The organism is Chryseobacterium sp. StRB126, from assembly GCF_000829375.1.
In the GTDB taxonomy this organism is placed as follows: Bacteria; Bacteroidota; Bacteroidia; order Flavobacteriales; family Weeksellaceae; genus Chryseobacterium.
The window spans coordinates 3,839,767-3,863,977 of sequence record NZ_AP014624.1 but is presented as its reverse complement, the minus strand read 5'-3'; the positions used below and the strand labels follow the sequence as shown (position 1 = coordinate 3,863,977).

The following is a 24,211-nucleotide window of genomic DNA, read 5'->3' as shown; positions in this document are numbered from 1 at the left end:
TAAGGTGGATTTAGATAATTTCATAGATATAATACAAAGTTGAGTATTTTAAAATTTATGTAATTGCAAATTGCTTTTTTTATGTTGTACATATCACACTTTTACAAAGGTTCCGGATTATTTTCGGTTTTCAGAACATAGTTGTTCATAAAAAGCATGAAAAGTTCTTGGGATTTGATGAGACAAGGGAAATTGAAAGTTTCCTGTAGATTAAGGGCCAAATAGAAATATTAATTCGGTCTTTTTAATAATATAAAGATAATACAGCAATTCTAAATTTGCTGATTGATTTATAAATAAAGAATTGCCTTATTAACTCCTTCAGTAGAAATAATAAGGTGCTTAGACGTAAAAAGGTAAAAACACAACAAGAGACAATTTTAATTAAACCTCAAATATGAAAAAAAAGACATTTTGTATGGCGCTCATTCTAGGAGTGACAATGCTTTATGGCCAAGTTGGGATAAATACCGCTAATCCTCAGGCGACCCTTGATGTCAAAAAGACAAACAAAGGCAATACCGCTGAAGGGCTATTGATTCCCAGTTTTACGGTCACAGAATTAGCTACAAAAGACAGTGACTATGGGAATAATCAAAATGGTACAATGGTATTTATTACCGAAGGTACCGGAAGTTCTGGGAAAACAGCACAAATCAACGGATCTGGTTATTATTACTATGATTCGCCCAGTCATTTATGGATTCCCACAGGAAGTAAAGAGCCTTGGATATCAAAGGGTACCGGATATGGAGCTACTTTGAGCACAGAAAACATCTATCAAACGGGCCAGATTGGCATAGGTAGTTCCACTATTGATCCCAGTGCACAACTGGATATCACTGCTTCAAACAGAGGTCTACTGGTTCCCCGAATGTCGAAGAATGAACGCTCTGCCATTGTTTCTCCTGCCAATGGTTTATTGATATATAATACTACAACCAACTGTTTTAATTATTACATCACCAGCACTTCCAGATGGCAGAGTTTATGTGGAACCTATGAACCGGCTTCATTTAATATTGTCAGCTGTGCTCCTCCTACTGGTCCTTCTGGAACATTCACAGCAGGGGCCGCACTTAACAGTAATAATACTTATACCATAGTTGTTAACGTAACAGAGATTGGGACTTATCAGATTATTGCAAACACTTCCAATGGATTTTCTTTCAATAAATCAGGCGTGTTTTCTCAAACCGGAACTCAAACTGTAGTTCTGGATGGACAGGGAATTCCTGTGAATGGCCCTCAGAGTACTACTGTGTCGTTAAATTTCAATGGAATAGCGGTTAATCCGGATTGCGTGCTCCCGACAGTGAATGTGGGCGGATCATCAACGAATTTTAATCTTAATTGTAGTGCTGCAACAGTAAACGGAACATATTCTACATCAATCGCCTTAGATGGAACAAATTATATTGATGTACCGGTTACCTCTGTTTCCACACCAGGAACTGCTGTAGTGGAAACTGCTATGATTAACGGAATTAAATTTTCATCAGGCTCCATCAACATTACATCATCCACAACAAGCATTAGATTATTTGGTCAAGGTGTACCCAGCAATCCTGGAACCAACGTTTATTCCTTTACTTCGCCTGGAGGCAGTTCTTCCTGTTCGGTAGCAATTACGGCAAAAACTTCAATAGGAACCTTTGCTAACCCTGCCAACCGATGTACCGATATTTTATCTTCTGCTTCATCTTCTACAGATGGATATTATTGGATAAAAGATGCTTCAGGAAACAAATATAAAACCTATTGCGATATGAGCAACGGCGGCTGGACATTGATAAGGTCACTTTCAGAAAGGCAGATTCTGGTGGTTGAGCAAAGCTATAATCAGCCCATAGGGAATCAACCCTCAAGAAATCTGGTGACAACTCAGACAGGCGTCTTCAATGAATATGCTTTTTCATTACCTTCCGCAGTTGTCAATAATATTGGAAGTACAAGTACAACTAAGCAATACAGGTTTAGCATTAAAGAGAAAGGGCACAATACAGTAGCAGGTGCCACTGCAGTTCAGGTGGAAAATACAACCGTAGCTCCTATAAATGATGTATGGGTTCCTAATAATTATCTAAATGTTGAAATTACAGATGGAAATCCGGCAACAGGAAATTACGGTACAAGGGGGAATACATCCACTGGGAAACTTTTTGGTTTTAATTTTGGAAAGCCTACAAGCGGTGATACATTTTATCAAATCAACAATCAGAACTTTACCTATCTCATACCCGGTTTATACAGTCTTTCCGGAGATTATACCGGAATATGGGGCGGCGTGGGTTACGCAGGAGCCAATACGCCTGCTAATAATTTAACCTACACTTCAATTAATGGAAGCCAGATAACTTTCAATAAGTACGATCTTAATGATACATTTGGAATCTGGATGAGCGTTGAAGCACAGCTTAATCACCACATTGGTACATGTTCAAACAGTACGGATGATTATGGAGGAGCCAGCGCATGTGCTGCCGGGTGGGCCAACTGGAGGCCCCATAGATTTAATCAAAGACCCGATAGCAATTATGAAGGAAGAATCCTTCAATATTGGGCAAAATAATTGATTGATCAATAAATGTTTAGAAGTACCCGAAAGGGCTTATATAATAGTGTTTGTCATTTTTTTTAAAATTAAGTTAACCGTTCAAAAAGAACGGTTAACTTAATTTTATAATAGTTGATACAACCAAAAAGGTCTTCTCATAAAAAACTTTTTGATAGAATCTTATTGAAAATAAAATGACTGGTTGGTCCATAGGGCAATTATGTTTAATAAAGAATTTTTTATTAATCCGGTTATGTATTTGAAAAAATGGACTTTCTGGAAATATAAAATTGAACCAAATGCGAATATAATCTCCTTTTTAAGTGTTGTAATTTTACTTTGTCATTAGGACAAAAAAGAATTGAAGTGGAAATTAGGGCTTCTTAAAATAAATAATTCCCGGCAATTTCAAATATGCAAAGGGTTTCGGCTGAAGCATTAGAAAACGGAAAAGCACAGCATAATGAATCAGGCAGAAGTAGTTTACTTGAGAAGATATATTTGGAAAAATATGCTGTTGTATAAGCTTAATAATAAAGAATAATTCAGAAAAATAAAATATAAATAAAAATGAATATCAATTACGAACAATCAAATTTGATTTTAAATGCAGCAATCGAAAAAGCAAAAAGCTTAAATTTACCTGTAAGTATTGCAGTTGTGGACACAGGAGGTCATTTGGTCGCTTTTGCGAGACTGGACAGTGTGTATGGAGTTATTGATTTTGCGATAAAAAAAGCAAGGACAGCTGTAATGTTTGGTGTGGGCAGTGATATTATGGGGACCATTATTGCAGGAGCAGAACTTCACTCATATGGGATGATTAATTCCAATGATGGGCTTTTGACAATTGCAGGGGGTGTTGTAATTAAAAATAAGGATGGCGTTGTTATCGGTGCCATAGGATGCTCAGGCGGAACGACTGATCAGGATAAAGAAGTTGCAAGTTCCGGAGCTTCTGCAATCGTGTAACTAAAAAAGTTTATTATGGAATCTTCACGAGAAATGATTTTTGACAAGTTGGTGTATTCATGCATTTATGAAACACAGCGCGGGACAGAGGAATTCTATCCTGACCATTTTTTGGGGTTTCAGCTGGCCGGTGAGACGCAGGCATTCCATGAACAGGGCTCAATAACGATCAAGGAAAATACTGTGGTGCTGGTTAGGAAAAACCAGTTGATCCGTACCATTAAATACCCTTCAAAATCTGGGAACTATAAATTTATTGCGATTACATTGGATAAAGAAACTTTACAGCAGTATGCCTTAGAAAATAAGATTGCGATTAAGGAGCGTTATAATGGGAAACAGAAATTATTTTTTGAACCCAATGAATTTTTACATAGTTACTTTATGTCATTGGCTCCGTATATCAATAAAACAAAGCAGGCTACACCCAAATTGGCCGATTTAAAGATCAGGGAAGCCATCGAGTTGCTTTTTGACAGTAATCCAGATTTTAAATATATTCTGTTTGATTTTTCAAAGCCCTATGCAATTGATCTGGAAGAATTTATGACCAATAATTATATGTTCAATGTTCCTCTGGAAACTTTTGCCAAGCTAACAGGAAGGAGTATTTCTGTCTTTAAGCGTGACTTTGCAAAAGTATTCAATTGTCCGCCAAAACAATGGATCAAAGATAAGCGTTTAGAGGAAGCATACCATCTCATTAAATATAAGAAGCAGAAACCAACCCATTTTTACCTTGATCTGGGATTTGAAAATCTATCTCACTTCTATTCTTCGTTCAAGCTGAAATATGGAACTACAACTTCTGAAATTGCTTAAATAAACCCATTACCTTGATGGAAAAAATAGAACTGATTCAGTATTTCCAATTATGGACAAGAGGCGAAATTGAACAGGGTAAATGGATGATTGTGGCAGCTGTACTGCTTATCCCCATTGTAGTGCTGCTTTTCAAAAGTGGCGAGATGGGCCTTGGACAGGGGATGGCTATTCCGATCTCTTTTCTTCTTGCAGTCAACTTATGTTATGGTACCTATCTTCTAGCAGCAAGAGGTACTGGTGCTCAAAAATTGCAGGAGCAGATCAATGAGCATCCGGCACAGGTACTTAAGGTAGAATACAAGAAAGCTCAGAAAGACAACAATATTTATAAAATATTGCGATTAACATGGGTTTCTCTGGGGGCAATCTGTGCCATGGCATCTTTGTTTTTTCTAAAGGAATATTCTAAAGGAATCAGCCTCGGATTTGCGGTCTTATTTATGGGACTGTTGGTTGTCGATACCTTCTTGCATAACAGGAACATCCATTTGTTAAATAGCCTCGAGTATACTATACAACGGTAATTTGAATATTTGACCAGTAGATGAAGATGTTAGATATTTTACATTTTTAAAGTAGACCTAATACTTTCATAAATAGGAATTACTTCTTTCCAAAATTCAAAGTGGACCATCCGGTAATATAAAAATGAGCTTTCCGGCGATATTGGTTGTCATTTGAAATTTTGACCTTTACATATAGATAATTAATCACATTTAAACAATACAGAAATGAGCAAAACTATTTTAATTACAGGGGCAGCCAGTGGATTTGGTAAACTTGTAGCTTTTGATCTAGCAAAAAAAGGACATAAGGTAATTGCAACAGCGCAGGTTTATCCACAGGTAAGTAACCTTAAAAGAGAGGCGGGTGAGCAGGGAATTGATCTTATTGTTGATAAACTGGATGTAACTGATGCGCGTGATCTGGCGTATATTCATCAGAAATATGATATTGATATTTTGGTAAGTAATGCAGGTATTATGCAAGGAGGACCAATAGCAGAACAACCTCTTGATTTGATCCGAGACATGTTTGATGTTAATGTGTTCGGAGGTCTTCAGGTTGCACAAGGCTTTATCAAAAAATGGGTAGAGCAGAAGAAAACTGCAAAGATTGTATTTACAACTTCAATGGGTGAACTATGGACAGTACCATATGTTGCAGCATACTGTTCATCTAAGCATGCTATGGGAGCAATAGCAGAAGGTTTAAAGACAGAGCTGGCACAATTCAATATCAAAATTGCGACGTGTAACCCAGGAGTTTTCGGTACAGGATTTAATGACCGTGGTGTTGATTCTATTTTCCGTTGGTATAACCCTGAATCTAATTTTACCCCACTGTCCGCATTTGATGGTGCTGCAGAATCCTTAGCCAATCAATTAGACCCTCAATCAATGGCTGACCGTATGGTTGAAGTAATTTTAGATGACAACTCCAATTTTAGAAATGTTCATCCAAAAGAAACTGAAGATTTCGTGAAGCAGCTTCAAGCGGAAGCTTGGACTGCAAAAAGCTAATCTAAGTTAACTTTATTGATGCCGGGGTGATTATATATTATCGCCCCGTTTTTTTTATATGGGAAGGACTAATTTTATTTTTTCTTAAAGCATTTCTGAGCTGTATTTATTGTAAATAACCCGAGTTCAGGATAATAAAATTAAGGATAATAGGCTGGAAGTTACTATCGGAGCTACAATTTCTGACGTTGCCGTAAAATTTGATGAAGCAATCTTTAAAGAAATAATACATTACAGGGTTGTAAGTGTTTTTTTAACCTCAACTCACTTTCCTCTCCCAGATCCAGGCTTCCTTCCTTACTAAAAACAAAAATGTCTTATTCAGAACTCAGGTTAAATAATATTTGTTAAGTTTCACAACCAAAATAGGATGAATTTTAGCAGAGAATTTGTAGGAGAAGGCGGAGATAAATACTCTCTCAGCGTATTGACAAAACGATCTACGGAAACGATCTTTAATCCAAATAATCCGAAAAGATGTTTTTAAACGATAAAATTAGCTAATTGGATTATTTAACCATTTTTGCAATAACAGAAGTATTTTTCTAGCTGATACATACTATGCTATTGTAATTGTTTTATCAAGGTAAATATCCTGTATGGCTCTAAGAAGTTCAACACCTTCTTTAAAAGGACGTTGAAAAGCTTTCCTGCCTAATATTAACCCTGTACCTCCTGCTCGTTTGTTTATTAGGGCTGTTCTGATTGATTCTGTAAGATCACTTTTACCTTTTGATTCCCCTCCGGAGTTAATAAGTCCAATTCTGCCCATAAAACAATTTGCAACCTGATAACGGCATAGATCGATCGGATGGATAGAAGAGAGTTCAGTATACATTTTTGGATCACTCTTCGCAAAATTGATTGTTGTAAAACCACCATTATTTTCAGGTAGTTTTTGCTTAATAATATCGGCTTGTATGGTAACACCTAAATAGTTGGCCTGGCCTGTAATGTCGGCAGCAACTTCATAATTAATAGCATCTTTTTTAAAACTATTATTACGGGTATAGCACCATAAAATACAGGGCATTCCCAACTCATGTGCTCTTTCAAACGCTTCAGCTACTTCCACAATTTGTCTATTTGAATTTTCCGAACCAAAGTAAATGGTAGCGCCTACTGCACTAGCTCCCAGATTCCAGGCATCTTTTATACTCCCAAACATAATTTGGTCATATTTTGTTGGATAGGTGAGTAGTTCATTGTGGTTTATTTTTACAATGAAGGGAATTTTATGAGCATATTTCCGGGACATTATAGCCAGGTTCCCAAAGGTTGTAGCAATGGCATTACAACCTCCTTCAATGGCAAGTTTTATAATATTTTCAGGATCAAAATATAGGGGATTCGTAGAAAACGAAGCCCCAGCCGTATGTTCTACTCCTTGGTCTACCGGTAATATGGATAAATAACCGGTATTTTTTAAGTGGCCGTGGTTATAGAGAGCTGCAAGGTTTTTAAGTAGCTGCGGACTACGGTTACTCTGGAGAAATATTTGATCGATAAATTCCGGAGATGGAATATGGAGCTGCTCTTTTACAATTTTAGGGGTACTAAAATTCAGGAGATTTTCAGCTTCAGCCCCTAAGTCTGATAAAATATCTTTGTAGTTCATGGGATGTGTTGTTTTATGTAAAGTTAAACATTATGCTCGCTTACTTGATTCTGATTTTTTCGATATTTTATCCCTATATAAGAAGTCTTCCAAAAAGCTTATGATAGAGCTAAGAGCGGTCTCTATAAATTTCCTGCTTAGCTTTTGATTGGTTTATCATAAGACCATTGCTATTGAATGTTGAGCGTATAAAGATCATTCTTTCAATGGCTTTTGACTATACTTTCCCATCATGTAATTTGTTTGTGTCCGCTGTTCTTTCTGTATTATGTTTTGAAATTTATCACCTTATTAAGAATATTCGGAGTACCTCATAAGTGCTAAGTATTGTTATTTTTGTCATGGATTATTTGATCTTAAATAGTGAAAAACATAGCAATAGAGGCGGAAGCCATGAAGATAAAAGTTGCCCACAGTAACCCTTTAGAAAGCCAGCCTCCTTTGAACTCACCCATGATCTTTTCATTTGTAGATAGTCTTACGATAAGAAACAACAACGGTACTGAAGCAACTCCGTTTAGTACAACATTATAAACAAGAGTCTTTACCTGATCAATACCAATGAAATTTATGGTAAGACCAATAAGGGTAGAAATAATTATAACCATATAAAAACCTTCTGCCTTTTTAAATTTGAACCCTAAGCCTGCATTCCAGTTGAGGGCTTCGGAAACAGCGTATGATGCAGAGGCTGAGAGTGCTGGTACGGCTAGTATATCCAGACCAATTATCCCTGTTACAAATATAATTTTTGAGATGAGTCCGGAATTTGGAAAAGAATATACCAGAGGTTCCAGTGCTTTTGCTGCATCTGCCGCACTGCCAATGTCTGTTATGCCGCTTGTATGCAGTACAGTTCCGCTAACTATCAATGTACCATACTGACTGGGAATATGCCGCTTAATTAAGTCATTTTTTTTTGTGACTTTGATCATTATCTATACTTATTATAATTAGGAAATTTACAGTATTAAATTACAGATCATGAAAGTCTTTCGGACATTTTTAATAAAAAAGGAAATTGTATTTTATAAAAATAGGGATCATTTTGATAATGTTTTGGAAGAGAAAATTAATATAAAATAAGATACAGCAATGAAAACAATTTTGGTGCCCACCGATTTTTCAAAACCATCCAAAAATGCGGCATATTATGCCTTACATTTGGGTAATACTCTGAAAGCGAATATTGAATTATGTCATGCCTTTACGCTGCCGGCAGAAGACCCGATGTTTGGTCAGGTTTCTTGGCCATTAGATGCTTATCCTGAACTTATGGAAGGAAATACCAGAGAACTAAAAAAGCTGGCTAACGCACTGGAAGATAAAGGAAGGGTTTTATGGAGAGAAGATACATTTTCTTTTCATCCTTCAATATCTTATTCATGCAAAGCAGGTGATGCTGTTTATGTAATTAATAATACAGCAGACAATAATAACACTTTACTTATCGTGATGGGCATGCAGGGATCGGGAACAATTACCCGTTTTATCTTTGGCAGCAACAGTGTTAGAATGATTAAAAATACAAAATATCCGCTTCTTTTAATTCCATCAGACCATCAATATAAAGGGTTGAAAAAAATTGCTTTTTCTACGGATATGAATAAAAAAGACGTCAGAACAGCTCAATCATTAATAGAATTTGCCAAGTATTTTAATGCTGAACTTTTGATTACTTATATTTCGTTGAATGCCAATGATAGTATAGAAGACCAATCGTATGAGCATAAAAAAGAATTTTTTTTTAAAAATCTAGACGGGAACATCTGTTATAACTGTATTTACAGTGAGAATATAGATGATGGTTTAGACATATTGAAAGAAAAAGATATTGATATGTTAATAATGGGGCATCAGCACAGAGGTTTTTTTGATCGTTTAATGAATAGCAGCCATGCAGCCAGACAAGCCGATCAGTTGCAAATTCCCTTATTAATAATTCCTGAAAATGGAAACTTGCCTTTTTAAAGATTCAAATCATTGAAATAAAAAGGATTTAGTGGTTACAAGCATTTTAAAATGAAATCACTGCCATAGTCTTAAAATTTATCCTCTTTATGCCTTTGTGGTATTAATTTTAATAATTTTCCTTAGCAAAACTCACCCCTGTTCCATTTCTAAAATTCTTAATTGTGGGAACAAGTAAAGATAGGGAGCAAGCCATTGTATTTGCCTTCCACCGGAAAGTAAAGGCAACCGTTAAAGCGGTCCGGCCTGAAGATCCCAATGCCGTATTTGAAGAGACGAAAGAAGGAGCATATCAACGGAAGAATAGTGCTGGAAATAACAAAACCTTACATGGTTTAGTTTATTATTCATTTCTTGGTGAATAATTGATGGAGATCATGTTCATCAATGATCTGTATCATTTTCTGGTCATCAGCTCACTAATAAATTTGTCATGTATTTAAAATAGAAGCAGTCACTGTATGAACTATTGTATTCGCAATAAGTGATTTAATACTAGTGAATTATGCTGTGTATTAATTTAACCATAAAAAAACAACCATGAAAAGATTTAATTTATTTATCGGGATCATTTTCTCTAGTTTGTATTTTTCCCAAGTTGGAATAAATACAACAACACCAAATCCTAATTCAGATCTTGAATTAGCATCAACCAATAAAGGTCTTCTGTTGAATAGAGTTGCCTTAAACTCTACAAGTTCGGGAGTATTTAATGCCGGAATGCTAGTGTACAACACGGCGACGGCTAATGATGTAACTCCAGGTGTTTATATCAGTAATGGTACTATTTGGACTAAGCTAACAGATTCACAGACATTGAATTCATCCTTATCTCCGGTCTGGAAAACAAACGGGAATTCTATTTCTTCTACAGACTTTATCGGAACTACTAATCTGCAGCCTTTGGTTTTTAAAACAAATGCCACGGAAATAGCGAGAATAGATACTAATGGTAAAATTGGAATAGGAACAACAACGCCGCAAGGTATTCTTGATGTTTCATCTGCTAACTCTACCATTGTATTGCCCAGAAATGCAAACCCTCCGGCTAATGTAAACTCACCTGTGAGCGGAATGATTATTTATGACTCTACCAATAAAACGTTGAGATACTTTAATGGGATTCAGTGGAGTACCGTTATTTCTTCACAAACATTAACAACAGCTAATGAAGGAGTTGTTAAGATGAATAGCGGAGCCGGAGTAAAACCTACATTTGCATTTAAAACCTCTGGTGGGGTTCCTCTGAATACGTATGAAAATATTGCCTATCAGGGCCCTGTAAATATTCTGACGGATTTTTCCTCTTCTCCTACAACCAGCTGGCCAGAAAATATTGGAACTCCTGTTGTAGGAGATATATATAATCAGACGAATGGCCGATTTTTAGAAAATCCTATTGCAGGGCAAGTTCATACATGGCGGGTTATTGCAAGTTACAGCAATAAAAATAATGGTTCTGTAGGATTTGTTACAATTAATTTATTAAACCCGGTTCCTCCTTCAACATTTTCTATTGACCAAACAGCTATTGCGCCAAACGGTGTAACTACGGGAAATCTAGTTTTTTATCTGGTTACTGTTGCTGATTCTTTATCTATAGGCAGTGGATACACTTTTAAAATAAAATCTGATACAGCAATGGATATAACGATAGACAGCATAACGCGGATTTCTCAGGCAAAAGATTAATTCTGCTGCATTGAAGCCTATATTACTCTGTGTATGGTAGTGCGAAATTGTTGATGTACTAGCCTGCAATGGGTAACAATACAGTATGACTTTTTTGGATACCTTTTATTTAATTAATTATACCTTCAGCCAGTTAGTAGTTTGTAAGGGTCTATTTACAGATCTAGTCTGGCTGTCGTTTTTCATATTATGAAGAAAATATATAACCATCTTGCCGGCAAAACCAAAAAAGAGGTTTTAGAAATAGTAAAAAAAGATTTAAAATACGATTTTAATTCTGATGAATGGTTTTTATATCTGGGCAGAAGTTATCGCTGGCAAAGAAAATACCAATATCTGCTTTTTGAAGACAATGTTGTTATACGTTCAAGTATAATTTTTAAAAACTTATGGGATGAAAGAATCCTTTATTAATAGATATCTTGTTCAAAAATCTAAATTGATCTATTCTATCTTGATTTAGAATTCAAGATTTCATAATCGGCCACTCACCAAAAATGTGTTCAAAACCTTTATAGCTGCTATGAATGCCGCTAAGAGGTTGTCTGAAAAGCCTTGCTAGGTTTTAAGAAACCTTTATATGATTGCATTTGTTGGTTATACAATAGATGAGACTTTAAAAAGACTGTCTGAAAAGGACAGTCTTTTGTTTTTATTCGATATTCATGTCACGATTTGTATAAACAGACAAATAAATGAACTATTTAACCTGAGTTCTGGATAAGACATTTCTGTTTTTAGTAAGTAAGCCTGGAGCTGGAAGAGGGAAGTGAGTTGAGGTTAAAAAAACACTTACAACCCTGTAATATATTATTCCTTTAAAGACTGCTTCATCAAATTTTACGGCAACGTCAGAAATTGTAGCTCCGATAGTAACTTCCAGCCTATTATCCTTAATTTTATGATCCCGAACTCGGGTTATTTAGAATATTCATAATCAACAAATAAATTATTTTCCACATGTTGTATTCCCGGAGTTTTCCAGGCAATATGACCAGCTTCTTCTTTCTGATGCCAGGAATTTACAGTTCCTGTTAAAGTAACGGTGGTGCCGGCTACTTTTATATGGATATCACTATCATACACCACCCAGTTCATTTTCATTGCATTTTCAACATCTTTTTGTTTAATAGCATCTATTATTTCTGATTTGATTTTAATATTATTGATGATGGCCTTCACTCCTGGAAGATAGTAGAGTGCGTTTTTTGTCATTTCCCTTTGATAATCCCACAGCACTTCACCCTCTAAAGTTACTTGCCCGTCTTCAACAATTACTTTGATCATATTTTCAGGAATTAATACATTTGATTTAAAAACTTTAACAATTTCATCAGCAATTTCAATATCGGTCTTTGATGAGGAATTTGGAATTTTTACCTTAATATTATCTACTAATACTTTTACTCCAATTACTTTTTTTGCAGCTTTCTCCGCCTCAATTTTTTTGGCATAATTGTCAACAATTCCTGTAAGAGAAACCACACCGTCTTTTGCGGTAACTCCAATTTCTGCAGCGTGTAATAATGGTTCCCATGTAATGGCATCCTGAACACTTTTTTGTAGCTGGGCATTTGTTTTCATAATATGTTATTTCTTATCCAAAATTCCAGAAACTTTGTAGAAAATACTATGATATGCATCACGATGAAATTTGATACTGATCAGATATGAAAATTTAATCTTTATTGGTTTTAGATTCAATGATATAATGTTTATTTTTAATAGTCTATTTACCCTGAGTTCGGGATAAGACATTTCTGTTTTTAGTAAGTAAGGAAGCCTGGAACTGGGAGAGGAAAGTGAGCTGAGGTTAAAAAAACACTTACAACTCTGTAATGTATTATTCCTTTAAAGACTGCTTCATCAAATTTTACGGCAACGTCAGAAATTGTAGTTCCGATAGTAACTTCCAGCCTCTCTCTTCCAGCTTCCAGCCTATTATCCTTAATTTTATGATCCCGAACTCGGGTTATATTAATAAAAAGAAATAGGAGAGTTAAGACATAATTAAGCATCAAATAATTTTACAGAAAAGGGTAGTGGCTGATAACTCATTTTTATCTGATTTAGCAATATCATGTTTTTAAATGATCAAAGTCATTATTTATCAATAAGATATTTTGGAAATTTACAGTAATAAATTCAGAACCAGGAAAACTTCACTGAATATGTAATCTTTGTTTGAAACATTTTTCTTACAAAAAAGGGTACTCTCTTGAGGGGTACCCTTCATTTAACTGAAAAGTAATGAAAGATCAATTTAACCATATAATATAGAAATAATGATTGGAAACCAGCACCCATGGCATGATGTTTCTCCAGGAGACGATATTCCTCGAATAGTAACGGCTGTTATTGAAATACCCAGCGGTAGTCATACGAAATATGAAATTGATAAGGTCTCAGGATTCATCAGATTAGATAGAATTCTTTTTTCTTCCATGTATTATCCTGCCAATTATGGTATTATCCCGCAGACTTATTACACTGATGGAGACCCATTAGATATTCTTGTTTTATGTTCAGAAAGTCTCGTACCGTTAACTGTGGTGAATGCGAGAGTTGTTGGGATCATGGAAATGACCGATGAAGACAAAAAGGATCATAAAATACTGGCGGTGGCCGAAAATGATTCATCCTTGAAGCATATCAAAGATATTGAAAACATTCCTGTTTATACCAGAAATGAGATTCAGAATTTTTTTGAAGAATATAAAAAATTGGAGGGAAAAACCGTAAAGGTATTTGGGATCAAAGGCAAAAAGGAAGCTTTTTCTTGTATTGAAGAAAGTCTATCGATGTATATGAATGAAATTAAGCCTAAAATAAAAAATAACGAGTAAGTTCATTTCGTTTATATAAAATTTATATCTGCTATTAACTATCTTTTTTGTTTTTCGGCTTCTTTTTTCTTTTTATTGAAATAACCTCTCAGTAAAAAATTATTTTTGGCGGCGGCTTCTATTTCTCTCAATTCACCGACCCCTTTTTCAATATTAACGATGGTAGAATCCACAGATTTTCCAAGTTTAGGATTGTTAATGAGTTTAGATAAAACATTCTCGTCATTATTTATTTTTGACGTGAATTTTATGAGCTCATCGGAGCTTTTTTCAAGGTTGCGGATGGTTTTATCCAATGAAATTGCCAGCGTGTCGTTGGATGATAATTGAGAGAGTATATTATTCTTGTTATTGAGTTTTGAAGTGAAAATACTTATCTCACCAGAGCTTTTTTGTAGGTTAGAAATGCTTTTTTCAATATTGTCCGCCCATTTTGTATCGGTAAATATTTTTGCAACAGTTCCGTTTTTATTATTCAATTTTGTGGTGAACTGTACCAGTTCGTTGGAACCCGTTTGCAGATTTTCTATTGTTTTGTCTATTCTTGCCGCAAAATCCTGATCGGTCATTATTTTTGTCAACAGGCTATTTTTGTTATTCATTTTTGCACTGAACTCAACAAGCTGATCGGTAATTGCTTTTGTATTATCAGCACTTTTCTTTACACTGGAAAAGATATCGTCTATTTCAATAGTTTTATAAGAGGCAATCATATCATTATCCTTCACGATGGTAGTGGAAGTGGTACCGGGAGAAATAATAAGAATTTTATCGCCCATTAACCCGTCTGATGCTATACTGGCAACAGCATCAGTTTTTATATATTTCTGAACATCCTTTTCGATTAATAGCTTTACCAGAACCAATGAATCTGAAACAAAATCTATTTTGCTGACTGTTCCGATGTTAATTCCGGATAGACGAACCGTACTGCCTTGCTTTAGCCCGCTGACATTTTTAAACTCTGAACGCAGAACGAAATTAGAGCCAAACAGGTTTCTGTTCACCCCAATAAAATAGACGGTAATTATAAAAAGGAGAACACCTATTGTGACAAAAATTCCCAATTTCCAGTTGTTTGATGATTCATTACTCATGGCTGTTATGTTTATTTTTCAAAAAAAGATTTTACCCAATTATCAGTATTGTTTTCTATGTCATTATAACTGCCTTCAGCTTTAATGATGCCATCTTTCAGTACTATAATCCTGTCACCGGTGTACTTTGCACAAATCAGATCATGGGTTATGATAATAGAGGCAGTATTGTATTTAATTTTGATGTTTCGGATAAGATCAATGATTTCACGAGCTGTAATAGGATCTAATCCTCCTGTAGGCTCATCATAAATGATGATTTCCGGTTTAATAATTAATGCTCTTGCCAATCCTATTCTTTTTCTCATTCCGCCGGACAGTTCTGCCGGCAATTGATCGATAACCTCTTCTAATCCTACATTTTGCAATGCTTCTATAACGGCAGCTTCCATTTCCTGATCTGTGAGATTCTTATTATTATGCTGTAATGTAAAGATTAAATTTTCTCTCACAGTCATGGAGTCATATAAGGCTCCGTTTTGAAATAGGAAGCCAATTTTCATTCGGATCTGGTTAAGCTCATCCTCATTGAGTTTTGTGATATCTTTTCCCTTTATGATTATATTTCCTTTGTCAACTTTAGTGAGTCCTACCAGGCATTTAACAGCTACAGATTTACCCGAACCCGATCTTCCCAATAGGATAAGATTTTCTCCTTTTTCAATCGTAAAACTTATGCCGTTCAAAACCTTATTGTTTCCATAAGATTTATAGACATTTTTAAATTCTATCAGGGGTGCAACAGCTGCCGGCTGATCATTCACGGCAGGCAAATTTTCAGTATTCTTCATTATAATTCAAAAAATAGGTCGGTTATCTGTACTGCTATCAAATCAATGATAAATATCATAAGTGAGGCTAAAACAACTGCTGAATTTGCTGCTTTTCCTACACTTTTTGTCCCGCTTGAAGCATTAAATCCTTCATAGCATCCAATAATCCCGATGAAGAAACCGAAAAAAAAAGTTTTTATAATAGCCGGCAGTATATCTACATATTCGAGGGATTCAAAAACATGAGAAAAATAATGCACTAAATTACTTTCGCTATGCATATTAAGCCCAATAAAACCGCCAATTATTCCGATCAAATCAGTATAAATTACTAAGAGAGGGATCATTAATGTTGTGGCCAGGGTTCTGCTTACCACGAGATAGCGATAGGGATTGATGGCAGATACTTCCATGGCATCAATTTGTTCGGTGACTTTCATAGAACCCAGTTCTGCTCCAATACCTGATGAGACTCTTCCTGCACAGATCAATGCTGTGATTACCGGGGCGATCTCTCTTATTAATGACAAAGAAACCATACTGGGGATTAAGGATTCGGCTCCAAACCTTGCCATAGTAGGGCGTGATTGTATAGTAAGTACCAGTCCCATGATGAATCCTGTTATCGTAACCAGCGGTAAAGACTGGTAGCCAACAGTAAAGCATTGTCTTATAAACTCTTTAAACTCAAACCCCGGCTTAAAAATTTCTTTAAAAAAACGGAGAGAGAATGAAGTTATACTACCTACAAGAGTAAGCTGCTTTTTTAAATATCTTTCCACACTGTGATGTTTTATATAGTTCAACTATCCACTATTTTTTAGAAATATTCACAAAATGATAAGTGAAAATTTATAGCCCGGAACTTTAAAAATTAGTAGCGATTACAGATTGTACTCATAATCTACCTGTAATTCATTTTTCACTTTTTGTATGCCCGGTGTTTTCCAGACAATACGTTCTGCCTCTTCTCTTTGTTGCCAAGTATGTACTGTTCCGGTTAATGTCACTATGGCTCCCGATACTGATACATTAATGTCACTATCATCTATGGCGCTCCTCTTCAGTGCTTTTTTAATATCACTTTTTTCAACGGTGTTTTCGATTTCGGGATTGATGATGATATTATTATAAATACCCTTAACCCCTGGAAGATACTTTACTGCATTTTCTGTAATATCACTCAGATAGTTCCAGGCTACTTCACCATCCAGATCTACCCATCCCTTTTCTACTTTTGCGATTATTTTATCTTCAGGAATAAATGTGTTTGATTTGAATGCGGCAATAATCTCTTGGCCTATTTCAATATCAGTTTTTACCCGGGGATCGGGTAATTTTACTTCGATATTTTCTATCAGTACTCTTACTCCCAAAACATTTTTTGCGGTATGTTCAGCCTGTATTTTTTTTGCGTAACTGTCAACAGTACCCGTTAATGAAACAATCCCATCCTTTACAATAACTCCAATTTCTGCTGATTGTAACATAGGTTCCCACTTGATGGCATCCTGAACATCTTTTTGTAATTCTTCATTTGTTTTCATTTTGCTGTACATTTATATCTCAAAGTTCCAAAAACCATAGAGAATATAATATGATGCATATCACGGTGAAATATGATGTACATCAGAGTGAATATTTGGTAAACTGTCCTTTATTATGGAAATTTGAATAGGTAAGAGTATTGTTTTCGGATTGGAATAAACATAATCTCTAAAACGGGGGTCGGTAAACTTATAATGCTGAAATTTGGTAATTTTAAAATAATAAAAATGAAAAAATCTATTCTAACAATCACATTGAACCCGTCGGTAGATAAAAGCAGCAGTGTTCAAAATATAGTTTCTGAAAAAAAAATGCGTTGTAACTCTCCTAAGTATGAAGCCGGTGGTGGTGGAATTAATGTATCCAGAGGATTAAAGAGGTTGGGGATATCATCAGATGCTTTTTTTACTTCGGGTGGAAGAACCGGCAAGTTGCTGGAAGATTTACTTCAAGTAGAGCAACTGAATGTATTGCCTTTCTATGTTGAGGCTGAAACGCGGGAAAATTTTACTGTTTCAGATATTTCAGATAAAAAACAATACAGGTTTGTATTCCCTGGAGAGCCTTTAACAGAAGGCGAGCAAAAGAAAATTTTAAATAGCATCGAGGTAATGGATCAATTGGCTGATTTTGTAGTAATCAGCGGCAGTCTTCCTGTTGGGGTTGATCGGATGTTTATGAAACAACTTATTAACCGGTGCAAGACAAAAGGCAGTAAGTTAATTGTGGACTCTTCTGGGGAGGTTCTCAAAATAGCTGCGGAAGAAGGTGTGTTTTTATTAAAGCCCAATATAGGAGAGCTAGCTTCTTTAGCAGGAAAAGAAAAGCTGGAAGAAATTGATATAGATAAAACTGCCCAACTGATCATTTCTCAGGGTAAAGCTGAGGTTGTGGTAGTATCATTAGGGGCTCAGGGAGCCGTTTTATTTTCAGCAACTGAAAAAATTCAAATTGCGGCACCAGATGTAGAAGTGAAAAGCACTGTTGGTGCCGGGGATAGTATGGTAGCCGGAATGATTTCCGTTTTAATACAAGGTGGAAATTATAAAGAAGTTCTGTCAATGGGTATAGCTTGTGGATCTGCCACTACAATGGTGGAAGGAACAGGACTTTTTACAAAGGAAAATACAGAGCACTTACTTATTGAAATAAAGCACTCCTCAGAATAGTTATTCTTATAACCTGTAATAACATCCTTTAATCTGTTATAAATGAACGTAAATGCCAGGCCATTTTCTGATGGGTTTCTAAGAGACGAGTTATAAAATGACTTGTTGCTATGTCATGTAAGTCGTCCTTACAGTTTATGATATGTCTACAAAGTATAAGAATAAGACTTTCATGATCTTCCAACAACTCTGTGATAAAAACCTCACTGTTGTTTTCCTCTCTATTTTTTTCTGTTAGATGCGCTAAACTCAGGTAGGTTTGTAAAGTTGCAGGTACAACGTGGCCAATAGAACGTATTCTTTTGGCAATACTGTTTATGATTTTATCTAATTGCTTAGACTGATTTTTAAAAAATTTATACTTATCATTAAAATCAGATCCTTCAATATTCCAATGGGCATTTTTTGTTTTCATCAATAAGATGTTTTCATCTGCCAATATTTTTATCAGTTTATCAGCAACTGCTTTACGATGATTTTCATCGATTCCTATTTGTATTTTCATTTTTTGATTAGAGGTATTGGTTTCTTAATATCTGATATTTTACAGACTGATATTTCTTTATCGATTATCTCCGTCGCAATTGTTCCAGAGTAAGAGTAATTATAAACGGTAATAAGGGCATATTTGTGTTTCGTAGTCATATAAAACCTGCAAATAGTAATATTCCCGTGTTATAGAAAGCTATAATAATACTATCTGAGCTAACCATTGCATTAGCCATCTTATTTTTCGAATTTTATAGAGCTGATTCTTGACCTGTGGAGGGAATTATCTTCCACAGGTCAAGAATTAATCAGAGATTAATAAAAATCATACTCATAGTTAACTTCTAATTCATTTTTTACATTCCATATACCACGAGTTTTCCAGGCAATGCGGCCTGCCTCTTCTTTTTGATATAAAGAATTTGCTGTTCCGGTTAAAGTTACTGTAGTTCCTAAAACAGATACTTTAATTTCACTATCATAAATTGAGCTTCTTTTCAGTGCATCTTCAATATCTTTTTTTTGTATTGCATCGTCTAATTCTGATTTGACTTTAATTTTGTCGATCAAGCCCTTTACGCCGGTAAGATATTTTACTACCTTTTCTACCTCTTCTTTTTGGTAATGCCAAGGTAATTCACCTTCTAAAGTAACCCAGCCATCCTCAACTTTTACCATTATTTTGTCATCAGGAATAGAATAATTGGATTTTAAGGCGTCCAATACTTCTTTTGCGACTTCGGCATCAGCTTTTGTCCATGAACTTGGAAGCTTTACTTCAATGTTTTCAACTATTGCTTTAACCCCGCCAACTTTTTTTGCGGCATTTTCCGCCTCAACTTTTTTTGCATAACTGTCGACTATGCCGGTAAGGGAAACTACACCATCTTTTGCGATCACGCCAATTTCAGCAGCGTCTAATAAAGGCTCCCATTTAATGGCATTTTGAACATCCTTTTGTAATCTTGAGTTTGTTTTCATTTTAATTTTTTTTGGATTAATAAATATTTAAAGTTTGTTAATTGGAAGAATTTTATAATTGCATCAAATTCTTATATCATTTTTTACTGAAGCGACTTTGTATTGTTGTCTGCGGATGTTCTTCCGCTGATATACAAGTTTTTTCCATGGTCAGCCTTGCCATTAAATAACTGATGGTAGATTCAGCGCCTTGATTGGGATTAATGTAGCTGTCTTCTATGAGCTTCCAGTACAAGGATTAATGAAGTAAATTTTAGTTTCAACTATAAATTTTTTAATGATGGTGATATTGTAATTTATTCATGATTATGTTTTAGATTAATTCATCCCAAAGGTCGCCCAACTGCATGAGAAATAATATGATAGGCATCACTGCGAAAAATGATGCTGGTCAGTTCATCAATTCAAATTCTTAGAAGCGCGAAATTTTTAATTAATTTACCTGTAGTAAGTGTTTAGGGAGCTTTGACCAAAAACAGATTAAAGTATAGCTGTATCATTATTTTTAGTGATGGCAGTCATTATTTAACAGTAAGGTAATTTGGAAATTTGTGGTATAAATTTCAGATTATGAAAGCTTTTTTAACATTTACCATTATTCTTTGCTTTGCAGTAATCACACAAGCTCAGGATTTGAAAACAACGCAGGAGATTGCTTCTTCACTTAAAGACAATGTTACACTCTCAAAACTTCATTACCCCAAATCGGTCATGAGGTTTTATGCCAGAAATAACTCTGAATGTGCATGGATAAATGCACAAAAATCAGATCAGTCTGAAATTGCAATGTTACTGCTGGAGTATTCCGATCAATTTGGACTGTCTTTATCTGATTATCATTGGGATGCCATTTCTCTTCAGAAATTAAGGAATTTGCGGGATACTCCTGCAGAAAAGAATCCAAACGAAAAAGCCGTTTTCGATATTCTGATGACGGATGCTCTTATCTCTTTCATCAATAATCTGCATTTTGGAAAATACAACCCTTTGTATGATTCATCATATATTGATACAAATGATGTTAATGGATTCCGATCCGAAGATATATTAACGAATGCAAGGCAGCAGAAAGATTTCCTCAAGACAATCCTCGAGGTTCAGCCTAAAATAAAAGCTTACACGGACTTTCAGAACTATTTAAGTGCTCTCTATGCGGAAAATGACTGTATAGCCTCACAAACGGAAATGGAAAAAATCATGATCAATATGGAGCGATTACGATGGATTGATACAAAAGATACAACCTATATTCTGGTAAATATTCCTTCCTATACCTTGAAACTTTATCATCAGGATACTGTGTTTGATTTTAAGGTGATTATAGGGAAACCAACTACCAGAACGCCAGTTTTGAGGAGCAGTATTAATTATTTTACAACAGCGCCAGACTGGAAGGTCCCCCAAAGCATTTTCGTAAAAGAAATGTTGCCTAAAATCTTAAAAAGTCCTCAATATTTAGAGAGCCATCATTATTCGATTTATGATAAGAGTGGTCATCAAGTTGAAATAAGTTCATCAAAACTGAAAGAGATCCGTCAAAATCCTTATCGATATAGTGTAAGGCAATCATCCGGTTGTGATAATGCATTAGGAGCGGTGGTTTTTAGATTTGAAAACTCTTATGGAATATATCTCCATGATACTTCTCAGAAACAATTGTTTAATAAAGAAGAAAGAGCTTTGAGCCACGGGTGCATTCGGGTTGAGAATGCTGAAAAGCTTGCCTCTCTCATGTTAAAGAACGATGGCTCTGCAAATAAGATCCCTATTTTAGAAAATGCAATGGCAGAGTATAAAAGGAAAGATTTTGTTCTGAAGCAACCTGTTCCTATTATTATAACCTATCTGACCTGTCTTATAATAGATGGAAAGCCTGTATTATATAAAGATATTTACCATTTAGATGATTCATTAGAAAATATGTTTAATCAAAATAAATAATCAGATTATGAGAACGATTTTAGTACCCACAGACTACTCAAAGCCAGCTAAGAATGCTGCTTTTTATGCTCTGCATCTAGCCAATGCCCTGAAATCCAATATTGAGTTGTGCCATGCCTTTGGTTTACCGATTGAAAGTCCAATGCTTGGGCAGACTGCCTGGTCTTTGTATGAATATCCGGCTTTAAAGGATGAAAATACAAAAGAACTTAAAAAGCTGGTAAAAGTGCTGGAAGACAGAGAAAAAAAATTATGGGGTGATGAGGCCTTTCCCTTTCATCCTTCAATACACTATGGATGCGAGGGAGGTGATGCTATTCATGTGATCAACAATATGGCAGCCGATAAAAAGCCGCTTCTTATTGTAATGGGGATGCAGGGTGCAGGGATGCTTACCCGTTTTATTTTCGGAAGCAACAGCATACAGATGATAGAAAACACAAAGTATCCGCTTCTATTAATTCCCTTAAACCATAAATACAAAGGGTTGAAGAAGATCGCTTTCGCTACGGATCTGAATAAAAAAGACATAAAAACAGCTCAGTTATTAATTAAATTTGCCAAATATTTTGATGCCGAGCTTTTAATTACCCATATTGTTCAGAGCGATAATGATGTGATTCAGGATGCTGATTATGAGCATAAAAAAGAGGCGTTTTTAAAGAACCTGGATGGTAAAATTTGCTACAACTGTATATACAGCGAAAATATAGATTACGGTTTGGAAATATTAAAACACAAAGACATCGACATGCTGGTGATGGGACATCATGAGAAAAGTTTTTTCAAAAGACTATTTCTGGGAAGTCATGCCACAAGACAGGCTTCCGAATTAGAGATTCCATTATTAACCATTCCTGAAAATGGTACTGTTAATTTTTAAATCTTTGAAATGAATTATTGAAAATAGTTGTCTAAAATACAGCTAATGTTGAATATGAAAACATTTTTCATAGATTATATATGTTCATTATGCTAAAATTTATACCTTTATATAGATGCATAATACGATAACTATGGAAAGTGCCAAACTGTTACAAGCCATTATTGAAACGGCTATTGACGGTATTATAACTATTGATGACAGAGGGAGAATAGAACAACTGAATCCCTCTGCCCTAAAAATATTTGGCTACAAAGAAGAAGAATTAATTGGAAAAAATATTTCAGTATTAATGCCAGAGCCAGACAGAAGCCAGCACGATGGTTATTTACTTAATTATCAGAATACCGGCGAAAAAAAAATCATTGGAAAAGGAAGAGAAGTAAAAGGTTTAAGAAAAGATGGCACACAGTTTCCTTTCAGGCTTGCTGTAAGTGAGGTTCAGTTTCAGGAAAGGATTATTTACACAGGATTTATCCATGATCTTTCTAAAGAAAAAGAAGCAGAAGAGTTTCTTAAAAATTATACGATGGAACTGGAAGAATTAGTCGAAGACCGTACAAAATCGCTTAAAAAAATGTTGTATGAGCTGGAAGCGGCAAAGGAAGAATCGAATGTATCTCTGGAAAAAGAAAAAGAACTTAACCGTATGAAAAGCCGTTTCGTATCAATGGCATCCCATGAGTTTCGTACTCCTCTAAGTTCCATGCAGCTGTCTGTTATTTTGATAGAGAAATATCTTCAGGTTTCGGACAGTGTTCATATTGTAAAACACCTTCAAAAAATAAAAACAGCTATTGGGAGTCTGAACGGTATTCTCAATGATTTTCTTTCATTGGAAAGGCTGGAGGCAGGGATTGTAAAACCCAATCATTGCTTATTTGATGTCATTAAATTTTCAGAAGAACTTACGGAAGAAATGCAGCTGGTCACCAAAGAAGACCAAATTATAATTTACCAGCACTCAGGATCAGAAAGTGAAATAAATTTGGATCAAAACTTATTAAAGAATTGTCTGATTAACCTGATGAGTAATGCTATAAAATATTCCGGAGAACATACACTGATTGAATTTTCCACAGAAATAAAAGAAAATCAATATCTCTTTTCAGTAAAAGATAATGGAATAGGAATACCTGAACATGATCATTCGGCTCTTTTTCAGCCATTTTTCCGGGCTCATAATATAGGGAATATTCCCGGAACCGGCCTAGGCCTTAATATTGTGCATCGGTATGTAAGTCTTATGAATGGAAGCATACATTTTGAAAGTAAATTTGGTAAAGGAACTGAGTTTACTTTATCATTTCCTAAAAATTTATAATA

24 protein-coding genes are annotated in these 24,211 nt (G+C 35.2%); 14 read left to right on the top strand and 10 right to left on the bottom strand.

Annotated features, from left to right (window positions below; translation table 11 throughout):
• The first annotated feature begins 397 nt into the window (after positions 1-397).
• From CHSO_RS17455 to CHSO_RS17435, 5 genes are all read left to right on the top strand, one after another.
• Positions 398-2,572 carry a fibrinogen-like YCDxxxxGGGW domain-containing protein gene (locus tag CHSO_RS17455; protein ID WP_144428957.1) on the top strand — a complete coding sequence of 725 codons (2,175 nt, stop codon included), beginning with the start codon at positions 398-400 and terminating at the stop codon, positions 2,570-2,572.
• A 555-nt stretch (positions 2,573-3,127) separates the two neighbouring features.
• On the top strand, positions 3,128-3,529 hold the full coding sequence (locus CHSO_RS17450; protein ID WP_045498735.1) for a GlcG/HbpS family heme-binding protein: 402 nt from the start codon (positions 3,128-3,130) through the stop codon (positions 3,527-3,529).
• Positions 3,530-3,544: 15 nt separating this feature from the next.
• Positions 3,545-4,351: a helix-turn-helix domain-containing protein gene (locus CHSO_RS17445; protein WP_045498732.1), complete on the top strand. Its 807-nt coding sequence runs from the start codon at positions 3,545-3,547 to the stop codon at positions 4,349-4,351.
• A gap of 17 nt (positions 4,352-4,368) precedes the next feature.
• Positions 4,369-4,878 carry a hypothetical protein gene (locus tag CHSO_RS17440; protein ID WP_045498729.1) on the top strand — a complete coding sequence of 170 codons (510 nt, stop codon included), beginning with the start codon at positions 4,369-4,371 and terminating at the stop codon, positions 4,876-4,878.
• A 207-nt stretch (positions 4,879-5,085) separates the two neighbouring features.
• The gene (locus CHSO_RS17435) at positions 5,086-5,877 is read left to right on the top strand and encodes an SDR family oxidoreductase (RefSeq protein WP_045498726.1); all 792 of its coding nucleotides are present in this window, start codon (positions 5,086-5,088) and stop codon (positions 5,875-5,877) included.
• Between the two features lie 559 nt (positions 5,878-6,436).
• On the opposite strand, the gene CHSO_RS17430 is transcribed toward CHSO_RS17435, so the two are convergent.
• Together CHSO_RS17430 and CHSO_RS17425 are read right to left on the bottom strand one after the other, a co-directional pair.
• Complete coding sequence (locus tag CHSO_RS17430; RefSeq protein ID WP_045498723.1) at positions 6,437-7,495, bottom strand: class I fructose-bisphosphate aldolase; 1,059 nt, start codon at positions 7,493-7,495, stop codon at positions 6,437-6,439.
• Positions 7,496-7,851: 356 nt separating this feature from the next.
• Positions 7,852-8,430: a divalent metal cation transporter gene (locus CHSO_RS17425; protein ID WP_084221019.1), complete on the bottom strand. Its 579-nt coding sequence runs from the start codon at positions 8,428-8,430 to the stop codon at positions 7,852-7,854.
• 160 nt (positions 8,431-8,590) lie between these two features.
• Between CHSO_RS17425 and CHSO_RS17420 the strand changes: the two genes are divergently transcribed.
• The 4 genes from CHSO_RS17420 (at position 8,591) to CHSO_RS17405 (ending at position 11,572) form a co-directional block, all read left to right on the top strand.
• Positions 8,591-9,466, top strand: a complete 876-nt coding sequence (locus tag CHSO_RS17420; RefSeq protein ID WP_045498720.1) for a universal stress protein — start codon at positions 8,591-8,593, stop codon at positions 9,464-9,466.
• Between the two features lie 164 nt (positions 9,467-9,630).
• Positions 9,631-9,831 (top strand): hypothetical protein, encoded by a 201-nt coding sequence (locus CHSO_RS17415; protein WP_045498718.1) that lies wholly within the window; start codon positions 9,631-9,633, stop codon positions 9,829-9,831.
• 175 nt (positions 9,832-10,006) lie between these two features.
• Entirely contained in the window at positions 10,007-11,158 is a 1,152-nt protein-coding gene (locus CHSO_RS25135; RefSeq protein ID WP_052480639.1) for a hypothetical protein, read from the top strand.
• Between the two features lie 189 nt (positions 11,159-11,347).
• Positions 11,348-11,572, top strand: a complete 225-nt coding sequence (locus CHSO_RS17405; protein WP_045498716.1) for a hypothetical protein — start codon at positions 11,348-11,350, stop codon at positions 11,570-11,572.
• Positions 11,573-12,076: 504 nt separating this feature from the next.
• On the opposite strand, the gene CHSO_RS17400 is transcribed toward CHSO_RS17405, so the two are convergent.
• Positions 12,077-12,742 carry a BON domain-containing protein gene (locus CHSO_RS17400; protein WP_045498713.1) on the bottom strand — a complete coding sequence of 222 codons (666 nt, stop codon included), beginning with the start codon at positions 12,740-12,742 and terminating at the stop codon, positions 12,077-12,079.
• Between the two features lie 182 nt (positions 12,743-12,924).
• A complete protein-coding gene (locus CHSO_RS17395; protein WP_045498711.1) occupies positions 12,925-13,176 on the bottom strand; it encodes a hypothetical protein in 252 nt (83 codons plus the stop codon).
• Positions 13,177-13,443: 267 nt separating this feature from the next.
• Between CHSO_RS17395 and CHSO_RS17390 the strand changes: the two genes are divergently transcribed.
• On the top strand, positions 13,444-14,004 hold the full coding sequence (locus CHSO_RS17390; protein WP_045498709.1) for an inorganic diphosphatase: 561 nt from the start codon (positions 13,444-13,446) through the stop codon (positions 14,002-14,004).
• A gap of 38 nt (positions 14,005-14,042) precedes the next feature.
• On the opposite strand, the gene CHSO_RS17380 is transcribed toward CHSO_RS17390, so the two are convergent.
• The 4 genes from CHSO_RS17380 to CHSO_RS17365 form a co-directional block, all read right to left on the bottom strand.
• Positions 14,043-15,101: an MlaD family protein gene (locus CHSO_RS17380; RefSeq protein WP_084221018.1), complete on the bottom strand. Its 1,059-nt coding sequence runs from the start codon at positions 15,099-15,101 to the stop codon at positions 14,043-14,045.
• Positions 15,102-15,112: 11 nt separating this feature from the next.
• Positions 15,113-15,892 (bottom strand): ABC transporter ATP-binding protein, encoded by a 780-nt coding sequence (locus tag CHSO_RS17375; RefSeq protein ID WP_045498707.1) that lies wholly within the window; start codon positions 15,890-15,892, stop codon positions 15,113-15,115.
• Positions 15,892-16,656 (bottom strand): MlaE family ABC transporter permease, encoded by a 765-nt coding sequence (locus CHSO_RS17370; RefSeq protein WP_045502822.1) that lies wholly within the window; start codon positions 16,654-16,656, stop codon positions 15,892-15,894. The genes CHSO_RS17375 and CHSO_RS17370 overlap by 1 nt, the downstream gene beginning before the upstream one ends.
• Positions 16,657-16,758: 102 nt before the next feature.
• The gene (locus tag CHSO_RS17365) at positions 16,759-17,421 is read right to left on the bottom strand and encodes a BON domain-containing protein (RefSeq protein ID WP_045502819.1); all 663 of its coding nucleotides are present in this window, start codon (positions 17,419-17,421) and stop codon (positions 16,759-16,761) included.
• Positions 17,422-17,649: 228 nt separating this feature from the next.
• Here CHSO_RS17365 and CHSO_RS17360 point away from each other — a divergent pair, with 228 nt between their 5' ends.
• Positions 17,650-18,591 (top strand): 1-phosphofructokinase family hexose kinase, encoded by a 942-nt coding sequence (locus CHSO_RS17360; RefSeq protein ID WP_045498704.1) that lies wholly within the window; start codon positions 17,650-17,652, stop codon positions 18,589-18,591.
• A gap of 28 nt (positions 18,592-18,619) precedes the next feature.
• On the opposite strand, the gene CHSO_RS17355 is transcribed toward CHSO_RS17360, so the two are convergent.
• Both CHSO_RS17355 and CHSO_RS17350 read right to left on the bottom strand, forming a co-directional pair.
• Positions 18,620-19,096 carry a Dps family protein gene (locus CHSO_RS17355; RefSeq protein WP_045498701.1) on the bottom strand — a complete coding sequence of 159 codons (477 nt, stop codon included), beginning with the start codon at positions 19,094-19,096 and terminating at the stop codon, positions 18,620-18,622.
• Positions 19,097-19,395: 299 nt separating this feature from the next.
• Entirely contained in the window at positions 19,396-20,061 is a 666-nt protein-coding gene (locus tag CHSO_RS17350) for a BON domain-containing protein (protein WP_045498698.1), read from the bottom strand.
• 570 nt (positions 20,062-20,631) lie between these two features.
• On the opposite strand from CHSO_RS17350, the gene CHSO_RS17345 reads away from it, so the two are divergent.
• From CHSO_RS17345 to CHSO_RS17335, 3 genes are all read left to right on the top strand, one after another.
• Positions 20,632-22,002: a L,D-transpeptidase family protein gene (locus tag CHSO_RS17345; RefSeq protein WP_045498695.1), complete on the top strand. Its 1,371-nt coding sequence runs from the start codon at positions 20,632-20,634 to the stop codon at positions 22,000-22,002.
• Positions 22,003-22,009: 7 nt separating this feature from the next.
• Entirely contained in the window at positions 22,010-22,885 is an 876-nt protein-coding gene (locus tag CHSO_RS17340) for a universal stress protein (protein WP_045498693.1), read from the top strand.
• A gap of 133 nt (positions 22,886-23,018) precedes the next feature.
• Positions 23,019-24,209 carry a PAS domain-containing sensor histidine kinase gene (locus CHSO_RS17335; protein ID WP_045498690.1) on the top strand — a complete coding sequence of 397 codons (1,191 nt, stop codon included), beginning with the start codon at positions 23,019-23,021 and terminating at the stop codon, positions 24,207-24,209.
• Positions 24,210-24,211: the final 2 nt, after the last annotated feature.